We start from the raw sequence: 15351 nt of genomic DNA, 5'->3' as shown, positions 1-15351 counted from the left end.
CCACCACAACCGTACCAACGGGGGGATTTTTTCCTCAACTGTCAAAGTCCGCCGAAATCACATCTCTACAGGACGCTTGAGCGATAATGCGCCGTCATTCCGCAACCGCGAATAGCAAAGCTGACTCCCACAACCTGCGGGAATCGCGAATTCACAACCGACGGACGAAATAACGCGCTAAGGCTCTTCAGCGGAGCCAATCCGGGGTGAAGCCATATGGGCTAAATACACGCAAATCAATGCGCTCAGTGGCGAGACACGGCACGCCGTCAAGCCCTGTCAGCCGACAATAGGTCGGCCCCCGGGTGGTCCGGTTACAGCCTTTCTTCCTCCACGAGCGCTCGGGGAGCGCTCCCTACCCACACAACGGGTAGTGCTGCTAAATGCGGGAAACCTCCCGCGACGTCTGGCAGAGACAACCGATGATAGAGATTGTCAGATTCTGAACAATAAAAGAAAACAGTCATTGCGACTATAAACAACCCTAACATATGGGTGCTTGTCCCATCAACCTTTGAAATCCGCTGAAATTGGGAGGAGATTGCCAGGATTGGACCCACAACAGTCTAACGGGGCGATAGAGGGCGAGAGGAAAGGATGAGGCCGTTTGTCCCCAAATACCGGCAATGATAGACATCATGATAAATGGTAAATCCCAAGATCCGCATCGCCAGCCGAATCCGGCTGGCGATGGCGGAAGCCTCTTAAGAAAAGACAATCGTGTCCCTTCCTACGGTTGGGTGCCCACTTGGTGCAAAAGCAGTTGATAGACGGAATCGTTGGCGTATCCCATATGCCAAAGTGCAATCCCGGCCAAATGATCTTGTTTTGCCAACTGAATTTTCTGGTTCATGCCCTGGAGACTCTCCCACCAGACATTCACCGGCCCCATTGAGGTGGACCTGAAGGTCGCATACGTCTCCTGGTCGGCGGAATCCCATTTGGCATTCTTGTGCATTGTCGGAGTCACCGCATTGTAGGGAATCGTCACCGCGTGCGTGCTGCCTTTGGGCCACTCGTAGCCATACAGCGCCACACCCAAATCGATTTTGCTCGGCGGAACGGTTTTCTCCATGCGGGTGACAATATTTTGCACCCAGGGCGTAGCAGCCACCGGACCCGCATATGATCCGTCGTCGTGCTGGTCATAACTCATGAGAACATATTGATTGACTTCCGGGTTTAACGCGCTCCACTGATACGCCCCACCTGAGTGCGGCACCACCGACAGGGTAATGACCGAACCCTTCGGCAAAAAGTCGCGTAGTTCGACCATAAAATGACTAAGCTCGGGGGCCACCGAGACATGCTGCGGCTCAAAATCAATGGATACCCCAGCGTAGTGGTTAGCCTTCACCATGTCGGCGATATTGCGGGCCGCATTGGTTAAGGTTGAGGGGCTTTTGAGAAATGCTTGGGTTCCCGTCATGTCATTAACCAAAGGAGTCACCGGAATGTGCTTGGCCATCACCTCTTTTTTGATGCTAGGCACCGTGCGGTCGACCAAATGGCCGTTGGCCTTGACGGAATACCAAAACGGCGTAAACCAGGTGATAGACTTGGGATATTTATAAAGCCCACTTAAGCCGGAAACCGCATCATTAGCCCAAAACCCCACCACTTGCATGGGACTTCCGGCTGCCCGTGCCACCGCTTGTGGCCCAGTCCAGCTTGGAACGGCGACCATCCCACCGGCGACGGCAGCCAGCGCCGCCCCCATCCACCGCTTCATCACAATCACCTCAGCGCTAGCGTGTCCGGAAGAACACATCCAACGCCTGGAATTTTTTGCTGGACTCCTATGGCGCTGACGACAGCAGCCTTCGAGGTTCGGTGGAGTTGTCGCGCCGCGTCAGCTGTTCCGTCATAGGCCGCCGCATCCAGCCGCCCACTCCCGTGGCCAGCAACGTGAGGTAACGATAGGCGAGACCCAAGGAGAAAAGATGGTTGGCATACCACATGGTGCTCGACGAGCGCGCCGTATACAACTCCAGCATGGTAAACGAATTCAGGTAATCGAGTATGCCCATCAAGGTCAGCGCTCCATAGGTCCACACCGGCCATTCCGCCAACACCGCAAACACCAGAACCCAAAGCGTATATTGCGGTGAATACACCTTGTTGACGAAGAGAAAAATGGTAAAGGTCGCCGCGGCCGCATCAATCGACCGTGCTCCTCGGTAAACTCTCCACATAAACCACAGCACAGCCAGCACCACCACGGCCAGCGAAAAGTCGTTGGCGGCGTGTGTCGATATGTCCTGCACCCAGGCATTGCTGTAGATATCGGCGCTCAGACCTCTATTCGCGTTATAGGTAAAGAAATACGCCCAATTCTTGAGGTTGCCAATGGCGAAAGGTAGGTTCACCACCAGGCTTGCCCCAAGAAATACCGCCACCATTTTGCCGATAGTACCATATCGCCGCTGACGTAAGAGTTCGGCAAGCATAAAGGGTGCCAAAAAGATGGGGAACAGCTTCGCGAACACCCCTAACGCCAACAATATCGCGCTGAGAATAGACCTCTGGCGTCGGTACGAAACCCAGGCCCCCACCATGAGCCCAATTCCGAGAAGGTCCCAGTTCAGGAGACCATAGAGCACAAGAAGTGGTGACGCCGCAAAGTAAAAGGCGGCTTTCGGCGCGATCCGTTCCATGATGAGATAGACAGCGATGGCAATAAGCGTCATCACAACAAACGTCTCAAAAAAGTAGCCCTGGACGCCATGACCGAGCGCTGTCGCCCACATGAAGAGCCCCGTCAGCACCGGATATTCAATGCGATTATGAATATAGGGCGCTAAATGATTGAACAAAAACCGAGTTTGATAGAGTTTCACGACATCGGAGTACCCGAGATTGCGAAACGCCCAGCTGTCATAGGCGTTAACCGCCAACTGTCCATGATGCACCATCCAGGCGGGCGGACGCAGTCGGATGTAGCCCCAAGCCATCCAGACAACAATGGCGGCCAGAGCCAACACCCGCCGGGCCCAATCGCCCAGCTTGAAAGCCATCATTCGACACCTCGCCTTCCGTTCCTATTTCTCATTCAGCATAACAGAAGAGGCCGGTGCCTCTTGGCCTTTTAGCCCGGCAATGTTTGGTCCACTTGGATCGGCTCCATCCGGTATTAATCCGGCAAGGTGGCTGGATCGGGTAGCGGCGTGCGCCGAAATGGGAACCGTCCACATTGGTAGGCATCAATCACGGGAGCAATAAAGTACCAGCATGAAAGCCCGATGAGATCGCCCGCCGTTCCGGTTAAGGCATACCCCAATGTCGCCGCCGCTGCCGCCACAAAGCCCAACGGCGCCAGCACCCATATTACGCGTCCGCGAGGCCGGTACATATAGGGGCGATTTTTTCTGAGCCAACCCCATACCGTTAGTGTGCCGGCGGACTCGGCAAAGATCCAAATCACCATTGCCGATAGAAGAACGATCCCGGGCGCCAGGCTGAAAATCCACGTTAAAAAGGCCTGGCCGGCGCGGTGTGACCGCGGGCGGCCGGCCGTTTGAATGGTCAACGCCCATCCCGCCAAAAAAAGCCCCATGCCAATCGCATAAAAGCTCTGGGAAAGAACCACACGGTGCAGACCATAGCTTAGCAGCCCCGCTCCCACTAAACTCCCCACTAAAAGCAGAAAACGGGGCCGCCTCATCGGCTCAAAATGGGCTGGCTCACCACCGGGGAGCACAAACACCCCGCACCCTAGCAGCACCGTGATGGCCAATGGGCTCATAGGTCCCGCCATGCCCTGTATCCAGACGAAGACGGCTAAAGCCATCGCAGCCAGCACTGCGACCACCTGTTCCAACCGCCGGTACCGCCAACAGAGTGTGCTGGCGAATACCGCCGACAACACCGACATCTCGAGGCGCGTCGGGCCGACCACGGGAAGTCCATGCAAGAGTGCACGCAGGACCAGCGCGAAAGCCAAAGCCGGCACGACAATCCGTCCCAAGGGCCCCCAGCAGCGGACCCAGTCAAGCACCGTACTCTGCCATTCCCGATGCCGTTCGTCGGCATAAATGAGTTCCATAAAATAGACGGCCAGCGTCCCTAGAACAGCCGCGCCCAGCACGGGTTCTATCCATGTCCAGGACTTCCCGCCCGCCATCCAGCCTGCTCCCAATCCGCATATCAGCACCCAAGCTATGCGCGGCCGCGCCACGGCAATCCCCCTGGATATTTCTATGGCAACCGGCCACGCGCGTGTCTGTCTTAGTGGGGTCCAAATTTCTCCAGTTTCAACATCTGCCCCACGGTATCGAAGGTATAGCCTTCCTGCTTCAGCTCAGGAATCAATTTTTTGACCGCATCCACGGTCGCCTGCGAGGAATTGGGGCCATCGTGGAAAATAATGATGGCACCCGGCTGCACCGTCTTATTCACCCGCTCAACCAGTTGATCGGCTGTATAGCGCCGCCGCCAATCGCGGGTATCCACCGACCATCCAATCACCTTGTAGCCCATTTGCCCCAGCACTTTAAGCGCAACACTATCCGAACTTCCGCCTGGCAGTCGGTACAGGGTAGGCTTTTTCACGCCTAACGAGGTCAAGAGTGCCTCGTTTTGCTGCACCTCCTGCTTGACCGCATCAGCCGATTGATTCCGCAAAGTGAGGTGCTGAAACCCGTGGCTGCCAATTTCCATGTGCGAGTCTATTTCCTGCTTCAGTACTTCGGGACGCTGGGTGGCATGCTGGCCAATGACGAAAAAGGTCGCTTTAACGTGATTGTCCTTCAACACCTGCAGCACCTTGGGAGTCCATGTGCGGGTAGGTCCGTCGTCAAAGGTCAGAGCCACCACCTTTTTGGTGGTCAAAACCGACTTAATGACGGGAGCCGGCCGCGTGACCACCGAATGGTGGCCCGGCCACCAGGAAAAGATGGAGGCCACAATGAGAGGAAGCCATCGCATAACATCCGCTCCTTCTGTTGTGTGTTCCCGTGTTTAATTCTTCGGGTACTTTAGTTTGTACGGGGACGGAATGAACCATGCGGCAGGAATTCAGGACCCCCTCAGCGAAAATGAGGGCCAATGATAAAAGGAGGCAACGTGATGAGGCTTGCCATTATTCCGGTCGGTCGCTTTGACAGCGACTGGTCGGTTCTTTCGCCAGACGCGCCGCCGGGACGCCGAGTTCAAATCCCCGTGTACAGCTACTTGGTGGAGACCGGCGAGGGGCGTATCTTATTCGATACCGGCTGTTCTCACCAATGTCGAGTCGACCCGGTGGCCCTCTTGGGCGAGGATACGGTGCCGGTGCTGACCCCGGAGCTGCAACCGGCCGATCACATCAGCGCCCAACTAGCGGCGCTGGGCATCGATCTTCAGGACATTGACATGGTGGTCAATTCGCATCTTCATTTTGACCACGCAGGCGGCAATGAAGCCTTCACGCAGCACCGTTTTGGCGTCCAGGCGGACGAATGGCAAGCGGCCTTAACCGATCGAGAGAGCTACCCCGACCTAAGTTTCCAGCCAGCCGACGCGTCACGGGTGACCCTTTTTGACGGGGACACGGAGCTTGCCCCAGGCCTTCATCTCATCGCCACCCCGGGTCATACGCCAGGCCATCAGTCGCTAATCGTCGAGCTTCGCGACGGCCCCTTTATCATCACCTCGGACGCGGTCTATACCCGTGCGCACTTTTCCTTGGACAACATCGGCGCATCGCATGACCGAGACCAAGCGCGTGCCTCACTCAAGCGCCTGATGGAGTTGGTGGACGATGGGGCCCGGCCCTTCTTCAGCCATGACCCCGACCAGGTGGTCCTGGAAGGCTGGAAACTGGCCCCCTTCTGGTATGAATGACAACGCAAAACGCTAAAACGCCTCCGCAAGGGAGGCGTTTTCCGTCTACGGATACTAGCGTTGCAACTTCTTCAACTCACCCAGCAAGCGGTCATTCAACACCCGAATATGAGTGCCCTTCATGCCCAGCGACCGGGATTCAATTACACCTGCCGATTCGAACTTACGCAAGGCGTTGACAATTACCGACCGGGTAATCCCGACCCGGTCAGCAATCTTGGAAGCGACCAGCAAGCCCTCGGGCCCGCCGAGTTCTTCAAAAATGTGCTGCACGGCCTCCAACTCCGAGTAGGAGAGCGTGTCAATGGCAACCTTCACGGCCGCCTTCTTCCGTGCTTCCATCTCCAATTCATCCGACTTGGAGCGCAAAATCTCCATAGCAACCACGGTGGCGCCATACTCCGCCAAGATCAGGTCCTCATCGTCAAACTCGCGCCCGAAACGGGAGATGACCAAGGTACCTAACCGATCGCCGCCGCCGTTAACCGGGACAATGGTGGTAATCTTGTTTTCGTAAATGCAGGGCTTCTCATGGAAAAAGACGCATTGACGCTTTTCCTGCGAAATGTTGGGATGGGTCTCGTCCACCTTCAAGAGGCCCTGGTTGTAGCTTTGCGGGAAGACTTCGGGGGTCAACACTTCCCGCACCATGATGTCACACTCAAAGGAATCGAGCAGCGAATACCCCAGAATTTTGCCTCGACGGCTCACCACATACACGTTGGCCTGTATGAGTTCACTTAAAATCTTGGCCATTTCCTCAAAATTGACGGGATGGCCCGCAGACCGTTGCAAGAGTCGGTTAATACGCCGAGTCTTGTCGAGCAATTTTTCCACGACATCGTCTCCCTTAATTCAACATGACCTATCAAACTTCCGCTCCCATTATAGCACGGAAATTGAGATAAAGGTCATGACGAACCCAAAAATTCAGAGTATATACCTATTGATGTCAATGTTGTCTGCGATGCCGCGCAAACGCTCGTCGACGTAGTGATCGGTAATGGGAATGGTCTGCCCCTTGAGTTCCGGCGCGCTAAAGCTAAGCTCCTCCAGCACCTTTTCCAAAATCGTGTGCAATCGCCGAGCGCCAATGTTCTCGCTGTCACGATTGACCTGAAAAGCATAGCGGGCCATTTGGCGCAGCGCACTTTCCTCGAACTGCACCTCCACCCCTTCGGCCCCCAAGAGCGCCTGATATTGAAATACCAGCGAATGTTTCGGTTCAGTGAGAATGCGATAAAAATCATCTTCGCTCAAGGCCTTGAATTCCACCCGGATGGGGAATCGCCCCTGCAGTTCCGGGATTAAGTCACTGGGCTTGGAGACATGAAAGGCGCCCGCAGCAATAAACAGCATGTGGTCGGTCTTCACCGGACCGTACTTTGTCTGCACGGTGGATCCTTCAACAATGGGCAAAATATCCCGCTGCACGCCCTCACGGGAGACATCGGGTCCCCGTCCCCCCTCGCTGCCTCCAGCAATCTTGTCAAACTCGTCAATGAAGATAATCCCCTGCTGCTCGGCGCGCCACACCGCTTCGGCCGTCACCGCATCCTTGTCGATAAGCTTGTCGGCCTCTTCCTGGGTGAGCACCCGGCGCGCTTCGGCGACCGTCATCTTGCGCCGCTTGGTGCGTTTAGGCAACAGCCCCTGAAACATTTCGCCGAGGTTCATCTGATTCTCCATCCCCGGCATGTTATTCATCATGGGAAATGCCGGTCCTTGATCCTCGACCTCCACCTCGATGACCTCATGCTCCATAGCCTTGAGACGCAGCTTCTCACGGATACGACGCCGCTCCTCTTCAATGCGCCGGCGCTCCTCTACGTCCAACGGCCGCGACGCATTGGGATTGGAGCTCCCGCCGAAAAACATCTCAAAAGGGTTCTTCATGCCGCCCCCCTGGTCTTCCGGGAACGGAGCCATCGTCTCCACAATGCGATCCTCGGCTAGCCGTTCGGCCCGCTCCTTGACTTGCTGGCTCTTCTCCTCCTTGACCATGCGGATGGCGGTCTCAACCAGATCGCGCACCATGGAGTCCACGTCGCGCCCGACGTAGCCCACCTCAGTAAACTTGGTAGCTTCCACCTTAATGAACGGCACCCTGAGAAGCCGCGCCAGCCGGCGCGCCACCTCGGTCTTGCCCACCCCGGTGGGCCCAATCATCAAAATGTTCTTAGGCGTAATTTCCTCTTGCAAATCGGGGTCCAGACGACTCCTTCGCCACCGATGGCGGAGCGCGACGGCTACCGCCCGCTTGGCATCATTTTGACCCACAATGTATTTATCCAGTTCTTCAACAATGCGGGCTGGTGTCAACTGCGATTCGTCCATGAGCGCCTCCTATTCCAAGCTTTCGATGGTCAAATTGTGATTGGTGTATATGCAGATGTCCGCCGCAATATCCAAGGACCGTCGCACCAACTCTTCGGGTTTCAAGCCGCTGTCGACCGAAACCAGCGCCCGAGCGGCCGCCAAGGCGTAGCTGCCTCCGGAGCCTACCGCCGCGATTCCATCGTCCGGCTCAATCACTTCCCCGGTACCGGACAGCAAAAACAAATTCTCCTTATCTGCCACCAACAGCAGCGCCTCCAGCTTGCCCAACATCCGGTCGGTCCGCCACTCCCGGGACAGCGCCACAGCGGCCCGCGGCAGATTGCCATGATGTTCCTCCAGCTTGCCTTCAAAGCGCTCGAACAACGTCAGGGCGTCGGCCACCGCGCCGGCGAAGCCCGCCAAAACCTGCCCATGATACAGACGACGCACTTTTCGTGCCGTATGCTTCATAACCGTATTCTGCCCGAAGGTGACTTGACCGTCGCCGCCTATCACTGCCTGCCCGTTTTTCACCACCGCCAAGATGGTGGTGCCGTGAAATTCCGTCACCGTCATCCCCCCGTTCCCATTTTAAGCCCTGGGATGCGTATTCTGATAAATGCGGCCCAACTGCTCTTGAGAGACATAGGTGTAAATTTGGGTAGTGCGAAGCGACTCATGTCCCAAGAGCTCTTGAACCACCCGTAAATCCGCGCCCCCCATCAGCATGTGGGTGGCATACGAGTGCCGAAGCCAGTGCGGGCTGATGTTGCGGTGCAACGCCGACTTGACCAGCACCGCTTTGACGATGCGGCGTACACTGCGGGTTGTCAAGCGGCCGCCTCGGGCATTCACAAACAGCGCCCGTTGACGTCGAGAGGAGACCAAATGCGGCCGTCCTTCCTCGAGGTAACGGGTCAGGGCCCTGACGGCAAATTGCCCGATGGGCACGAGCCGCTCCTTTTTGCCCTTGCCCAAGGCTTGCACGAGCCCGGAGCCTAGATTCACATCCGCCACGTCCAGATCGACCGCTTCCTGGCTACGCAAACCGCCCCCGTACAACAATTCCACCAGCGCCCAATTACGCAACCCGAGAGGACCGCCTTCCCGCATGGCGGCTTCGAGAAACTGGCGCATCTCGTCCACCGTCAATACCCGGGGCAGCCCGCGCCGAAAGCGCGGAGCCAGCACGCGTTTCGCGGGATTCTCGGCCGTATAGCCCTCCTTTTCCAGCCAGCGGAAGAAAGAGCGAACCACCGCCAACTTGCGAGCGACCGTCCGCGCCGATACGCCCCGCTCCCCGAGCTTTGCCACATAGCGGCGGATGGCCTTGGCGTCCAGGCTCTCCAACGGCCCAACCGTCTCCTGCAATTGGCTGAGATCGCTCTCATAGGCGCGCAATGTGTGCTCCGAGACGTCCTGCACCGAGCTGAGATAACGAAGATAGGCGCCAACCCAAGGGTGATTAGGCATAACGCGCCGTGTCCAGCGCCAGCGCCGTTCCCATGACGCTAAGCGCCCGGTCCTTCATCCATTGACGCCGCTCGCGCTTGTCCTTGATGGCCCGCACTTCATCCGGCAGTTCAAACAAGCCGAAGGTGGCATTCATGGGTTGGAAGCTTTCCGGGTCGGCGTGCGACACATAGTAAAATAGCGCTCCCATCATGGTCTCGCGGGGCAACACCAGCGGCTCCTCGCCATTGACATGGCGGGCGGCGTTGACGGCGCACAAAATGCCGGAGGCCGCCGATTCCACGTAGCCCTCGACCCCAATCATCTGACCGGCCAGCCATAAATCAGGCCGTATGCGGGTGTTCAGGCTGGCCTCGAGAATCTTAGGACTCTTGAGATAGGTATTGCGGTGCATCACGCCATAGCGCGCAAACTCTGCCCGATGTAGCGCCGGGATCATTTGCAAGACGCGCTTTTGCTCCCCCCACCGGAGGTTGGTTTGAAATCCCACCAAGGACCACAACGATCCGGCGGCATTGTCGCGTCGGAGCTGCACGACCGCGTAAGGCCGTCGTCCGCCTTCTAAGGGGTTGGAAAGACCGGTGGGTTTCATGGGCCCAAAGAGCGGTGTGCGTTTCCCGCGCCGCGCCAGCTCCTCAATCGGCAGGCAGCCTTCAAAGAAACTCGCGTCCTCAAAGTCGTGGCGCTGGTGCTGCTCTGCCGTTACCAGCGCTTGATAGAAGGCTTCATATTCGTCTTTGGTTAACGGGCAATTGATGTAGTCATCACTGCCTTCGCGCGATCCGTAGAAAGCATAGTCCATGTCGATGGAATCGCCAAACACGATGGGTGCCGCCGCATCAAAGAACGACAGCGGATTGTCCCCCAACGTATCGATGAGGCTTTGGCTCAGCGACGCATGGGTAAGCGGTCCGGTGGCGATGATGGTGGGGCCTTCCGGCACCGTCTCAACCACCTCGCGGTGAATGGTGATGTGGGGATGACTTTCAATTGCTTCAGTCACCTTGGCGCTGAATATCTCACGATCGACGGCCAAGGCCGATCCCGCATCCACCCGTGCCTCCCCGCCTGCCTTCAGAATCAGGGAGTCAAAAAGGCGCATTTCCGCCTTCAGCAGAGCTGCTGGGGATAGTCCCTGGTCGCCTCCAAAGGAGTTGGAGCACACCAATTCAGCAAAGCGCTCCGTATGATGAGCCGGAGTCATGGTGACGGGGCGCATCTCATAAAGATCTACCGCAATGCCCCGCTGCGCCAATTGATAGGCGGCCTCAGAGCCTGCCAACCCTCCACCGACAACCGTCACGCGGCTACTGAGCTTCTTCTTCAAAGCCACATCCCTCCTTCAGACAGACTAAGGTATCCTGCCGGCCCTTGCGCCGAAGCGCCATCGAGGCTCCGCAGCGCGGACAGGCTTTTTCCGTAGGCCGCCACCAGGTAACAAAATCGCAGTTGGGGTAGGCGCGGCAGCCATAAAAGGTGCGTCCCCGCTTGGAGCGGCGCACGACCAAGTCCGCCCCGCACTTGGGGCATAGCCCCCCCGTCTTTTCGACCAACGGTTGCGTATTGGTGCATTCGGGATAGCCCGAGCACGCTAAAAACTTGCCAAAGCGCCCGTATTTGACCACCATGGGCTTGCCGCAGACGTTGCAGACCTCATCGGTCACCTCCGACGCCAGTTCCACTTTTTCAATATCTTCATCCGCACGCGCCAACTCTTCGGAAAAAGGCCGGTAAAAATCGGTGAGCACTCGACGCCACTCGGTCTCAGCATCCTCCACCCGATCAAGTTGGTCCTCGATGGCAGCGGTAAAGGAAATATCGACAATCTCCGGAAAGTACGTCTGCAGTAAATCGACCACCACCACCCCCAGTTCTGTCGGAAAGAGGCGTTTTTGGTCGCGGCGCACATAGTCTCGCTGCAACAGCGTGTCGATGATGGGGGCGTAAGTCGACGGACGTCCGACCCCCAACTCCTCCAACGTCTTGACCAGACTCGCTTCACTAAAGCGCGGGGGCGGCTCGGTAAAGTGCTGGCTGGGTTCAACGGCCGCCACCCGAAACTGGTCGCCCTCGGAGACCAGCGGCAGCGGTCCGCGACTCGCTTCGTCCTCCCCTTCCTCCCGCGTCTCCTGATACAGCGTGGTAAAGCCAGGAAACTTCACCACGGCACCGTGAGCCCGGAACGTGTGGCCGGCTGACTGCACTTCGATGGTTGTGGCGTCATACACCATGGGAGCCATTTGGCTAGCTACGAAACGCTCCCAAATGAGGCGGTAGAGACGCAACTGGTCGCGAGTCAATGACCCCTTCAGCGCATCCGGATGACGCATGACAGCCGTGGGACGAATGGCTTCGTGCGCGCCCTGAACCCCCGGCTTCTCCTTTTCGGGTCGCTTGGGGGCGGCCAGCCCCTTCCAATACGACGAGCCGAAGGTGGTTTCAATATAAGTGCGAGCTTCGTCCACCGCCACCTCTGCAACCCGGGTGGAGTCGGTACGGATATACGTGACAAGTCCCACGGTGCCCTCGCCGGCCACTTCCAACCCTTCATAGAGCTGTTGAGCCAAGCTCATGGTCCGCTTTACGGAAAAGCCAAGCCGCCGCGAGGCTTCCTGCTGCAGCGTGGATGTTGTGAAGGGGTTGGCCGGAAAGCGCCGGCGCTCCCGCGTTTTCACCGCCATCACCTGCGCCTGGCATGAAGACTGCACGGCCTTGACGACGTCCTGAGCCTCTTCTTGGCTGACGCGCCCTTTTTCCCCTAATGGCCCGGCATACTCCGCCAGCAGGGCTGGTTCGCTTTGTACCGTGAGTTGAATGGTGAAGTATTCTTCGGGGTTGAAAGCCTCAATCTCCCGTTCCCGATCCACAATGAGCTTCAGGGCCGCCGACTGCACCCGTCCGGCCGAGAGCCCAGGACGCACCTTTCGCCACAAAAGCGGCGAAAGCTGATAGCCCACCACCCGATCGAGCACGCGGCGAGCCTGCTGGGCATCCACCAAATGCATATTGACTGGGCGTGCGTGTCGGATCGCCTCGGTCACGGCATCCTTGGTGATTTCGTGAAATTCGATGCGTCGGGCCTCATCCGGCTTAATTCCGAGGGCCTCCCCCAAATGCCAAGCGATGGCTTCCCCCTCACGGTCAGGGTCAGTGGCCAAATACACTCGATCGGTCTTTTTGGCCGCATCCCGGAGCTCCTTGACCAAGCTTCCCTTACCGCGAATCGTAATGTAGCGCGGCTCGAAGCCCTTTTCCACATCCACCCCGAATTGGCTCTTAGGCAAGTCCCGCACATGACCCATCGATGCCTTGACTTGATAGCGGTTCCCCAAAAACCGGCTAATGGTCTTCGCCTTCGCCGGCGACTCAACAATAATTAATGGTTTGGGCTTTGCCAATCTGCCACCTCCCGTCCGTCCACAAGCGTACCTATATTATCGCATTATGCTGCCCATCGCCAGAAAACCCCAATCAATCTCCCTGTTCACCGAACGTCCTGAAAAACCGCCTGGAGCCCGTCCAGCGTAACCCCCTTCAGCGTGTCCAGGCGATGCACGCCAACGGGAAACGGCAATTCCATCGTCGAGGGATTAGGCACCACAAGACAGGGGATGCCTGCCTGAAGGGCGGCGCGTGAGCCATGGGGCGAGTCCTCGATGGCGATGGCCTCTAACGGACCAACTTTAAGCCGTGCCAAGGCGGTGAGGTAGACCTCGGGGTCGGGCTTGACACGGCGGACATCGTCGGCGGACGCAATGGCCGCGAAGTAGGATTCCAGCCGATGGCGGCGCAAAAATTCCCGAATCCACCACCGAGGCGAGCTCGATGCCACCGCTTGCCGCAAGCCGCGGCCCGCCGCCTCCGTGATGATCTCCCCGACACCGTCCCGAATGGGCGCCTCCGTCATTTTCTTCTCAATAAGGCGCCGCACCTTCCTTTCCAGCTTGATGCGCTGCACGGGCCCCCCGGTCAGCCTCTCCAATACATCAAATAGATCCCAGTCGGTTACGGTCCCTACCATTTTTCCCCACACGTGGGGCTCTAAACGGGCGCCAAACTCGCCAAATAGCGCTTGCCAAGCCTCGAATTGCGGCGTCTCCGTATCGACAATGGTCCCGTCAAAATCCCATATAATCGCCTTAATGGTATCGCCCCCAATTTCTCCGCCATTATAGCGCCTTTGAATGGAATTCCCATCCTTGTCGAATAGGTGATTTGGAATTCGCGTTTAGGGTAATATTTCCACCCATGCCATTGATTACGATCCTGCGACATTTGCTGGCAATTTTCGACGAACGCAGGGCCTGGGGACTCGTCACCGACTCTTAGCGAAGGTGACAATTTCGACCAAAGGCTCGTACACTCGACAGGACTCCTAGCGCCGAATCATGGGTTTCCCATGTACGGGGGATTAAAGGGTATTCCCCTTGGTGAATCGTGCTCATGACACGTAGGGCTCCTTCTGCCCGAACCGACAACTAACCTCGGAGGCAATTCACGAAGGAAGGGGAGCCCTTTCTTGCATATACGATGGACAGGCGCTGTCGCCGGCATTGCCGTCGCGAGTGCGCTTAGTTTGACTGGATTAGCCCAAGCAGCTTCGCCGACAGGCGTCCATGGAGCTGCGGTTCACGACTCGCAAACGCCATCCGCGTCAGGGGTTTCGTCATCGACCGCCTCGCCAACCTTTGAGGCGGCTCCTGCAACCACCTATCGCGTCCAGCCGGGCAATACGCTCGGAGGCATTGCGGCCCGATTTCACACGACCTGGGAGCATTTGGCGGCCATCAACCACTTGGCCAATCCCAACCTGCTCCTGGTAGGGCAAGTTCTGCGTCTGACGGGCACGGTAACCAAGCCGGCTGCTCCAACAGTCGTACAGTCGGCCGTGCACACCTATCGGGTTCAGCCCGGCAACACCCTCTCCGGGATTGCATCACGTTTTCATACCACCTGGCCGGTCCTTGCCCGCTTGAACCATTTGTCGAATCCGAACATCCTTCGGGTGGGCCAAGTGCTAACCCTTCCAGGGGGCAGCGTGAGCGCTTCCGCCAACAAGCCGGTCAGCGGCAGCACCGGGTCGGGAAACGGTTCTGCCAGTGTCTCGCTTCCAGCGGCCAGCGCACCGCAATCTTTGGATCAGGCGATTGTCTCGACCGCCTTCAAATATCTCGGCGTCCCCTATGTGTGGGGCGGCGAAAGCCCCCGCGGCTTTGACTGCTCGGGACTGGTCCAGTACGTCCTGGCCCAAAACGGCATCTCCATCGGTCGGACGTCCTGGCAGCAGTGGAATGACGTCAACCATATCGCCAAGTCACAACTGGTTCCCGGCGATTTGGTCTTCTTCGACACCTACTCCACTGGCGCATCCCACGTGGGCATTTACATTGGTTCCTATCCCAAGCTTGGCTATTCGCGAGCCTTCATCGACGCCCCGGCACCGGGACAGTCGGTCATGGTCCAGAACTTCAACAATGAATACTGGGTTAGCCACTACTACGGAGCCGGGGCCGTTCGCCGGTAATTGACTTTCGTGTCTCCTGGGGCTGTCCCAAAAGGGTCCAGATTTGGACCCGGAGGGGGCAGCCTCCTTCTTCTCGATTGACGAAAAAAACCGCATGGGATCAACATTTTCCGTCCCTTCTGGTACCCTGGTAAGTGAGGGTTTTTCATAACTGGACAAATCACGGCTGTGGATAAGTGCTCCCCCTTGATGATGCCCTTTCCAACGTTCTG

13 protein-coding genes and 1 riboswitch are annotated in these 15351 nt (G+C 57.5%); of the genes, 2 read left to right on the top strand and 11 right to left on the bottom strand.

Annotation, left to right across the window (positions count from 1 at the left end):
- Positions 1–730 precede the first annotated feature (730 nt).
- The 4 genes from HIJ39_RS17190 to HIJ39_RS17175 all read right to left on the bottom strand — a co-directional run bounded on the left by HIJ39_RS17190 (position 731) and on the right by HIJ39_RS17175 (position 4926).
- Positions 731–1732, bottom strand: a complete 1002-nt coding sequence (locus HIJ39_RS17190) for a glycosyl hydrolase family 18 protein (RefSeq protein WP_169101872.1) — start codon at positions 1730–1732, stop codon at positions 731–733.
- Between the two features lie 67 nt (positions 1733–1799).
- Entirely contained in the window at positions 1800–3020 is a 1221-nt protein-coding gene (locus HIJ39_RS17185) for a glycosyltransferase 87 family protein (RefSeq protein WP_169101871.1), read from the bottom strand.
- 113 nt (positions 3021–3133) lie between these two features.
- Positions 3134–4177 (bottom strand): hypothetical protein, encoded by a 1044-nt coding sequence (locus HIJ39_RS17180; protein WP_169101870.1) that lies wholly within the window; start codon positions 4175–4177, stop codon positions 3134–3136.
- Between the two features lie 50 nt (positions 4178–4227).
- Entirely contained in the window at positions 4228–4926 is a 699-nt protein-coding gene (locus HIJ39_RS17175) for a polysaccharide deacetylase family protein (protein WP_169101869.1), read from the bottom strand.
- Positions 4927–5067: 141 nt separating this feature from the next.
- Here HIJ39_RS17175 and HIJ39_RS17170 point away from each other — a divergent pair, with 141 nt between their 5' ends.
- Positions 5068–5823 (top strand): N-acyl homoserine lactonase family protein, encoded by a 756-nt coding sequence (locus HIJ39_RS17170; RefSeq protein ID WP_169101867.1) that lies wholly within the window; start codon positions 5068–5070, stop codon positions 5821–5823.
- 54 nt (positions 5824–5877) lie between these two features.
- Here HIJ39_RS17170 and codY read toward each other — a convergent pair whose 3' ends face one another.
- The 7 genes from codY to HIJ39_RS17135 all read right to left on the bottom strand — a co-directional run bounded on the left by codY (position 5878) and on the right by HIJ39_RS17135 (position 13747).
- Positions 5878–6660: a GTP-sensing pleiotropic transcriptional regulator CodY gene (gene codY / locus HIJ39_RS17165; protein WP_169101865.1), complete on the bottom strand. Its 783-nt coding sequence runs from the start codon at positions 6658–6660 to the stop codon at positions 5878–5880.
- A 93-nt stretch (positions 6661–6753) separates the two neighbouring features.
- Positions 6754–8160, bottom strand: coding sequence for an ATP-dependent protease ATPase subunit HslU (gene hslU / locus HIJ39_RS17160; RefSeq protein ID WP_169101863.1), 1407 nt, complete (start codon positions 8158–8160; stop codon positions 6754–6756).
- Positions 8161–8169: 9 nt separating this feature from the next.
- Entirely contained in the window at positions 8170–8718 is a 549-nt protein-coding gene (gene hslV / locus HIJ39_RS17155) for an ATP-dependent protease subunit HslV (RefSeq protein WP_169101861.1), read from the bottom strand.
- A 15-nt stretch (positions 8719–8733) separates the two neighbouring features.
- A complete protein-coding gene (locus tag HIJ39_RS17150; RefSeq protein ID WP_169101859.1) occupies positions 8734–9615 on the bottom strand; it encodes a tyrosine recombinase in 882 nt (293 codons plus the stop codon).
- A complete protein-coding gene (gene trmFO, locus HIJ39_RS17145; RefSeq protein WP_169101849.1) occupies positions 9608–10942 on the bottom strand; it encodes a methylenetetrahydrofolate--tRNA-(uracil(54)-C(5))-methyltransferase (FADH(2)-oxidizing) TrmFO in 1335 nt (444 codons plus the stop codon). The genes HIJ39_RS17150 and trmFO overlap by 8 nt, the downstream gene beginning before the upstream one ends.
- Positions 10923–13013, bottom strand: a complete 2091-nt coding sequence (gene topA, locus HIJ39_RS17140; protein WP_169101847.1) for a type I DNA topoisomerase — start codon at positions 13011–13013, stop codon at positions 10923–10925. Before topA ends, trmFO begins: the two co-directional genes overlap by 20 nt.
- Before the next feature lie 86 nt (positions 13014–13099).
- Positions 13100–13747, bottom strand: coding sequence for an HAD family hydrolase (locus HIJ39_RS17135; RefSeq protein ID WP_338055227.1), 648 nt, complete (start codon positions 13745–13747; stop codon positions 13100–13102).
- A gap of 237 nt (positions 13748–13984) precedes the next feature.
- Positions 13985–14123, top strand: a riboswitch (cyclic di-AMP (ydaO/yuaA leader).
- A gap of 11 nt (positions 14124–14134) precedes the next feature.
- Between HIJ39_RS17135 and HIJ39_RS17130 the strand changes: the two genes are divergently transcribed.
- Entirely contained in the window at positions 14135–15139 is a 1005-nt protein-coding gene (locus HIJ39_RS17130; RefSeq protein ID WP_243239788.1) for a C40 family peptidase, read from the top strand.
- Positions 15140–15351: the final 212 nt, after the last annotated feature.

It is taken from the genome of Sulfobacillus harzensis (assembly GCF_012933365.1).
Lineage (GTDB): Bacteria > Bacillota > Sulfobacillia > Sulfobacillales > Sulfobacillaceae > Sulfobacillus_B > Sulfobacillus_B harzensis.
The sequence above is the reverse complement of the archived record's forward strand: the minus strand, read 5'-3'. Positions and strand labels throughout refer to the sequence as shown.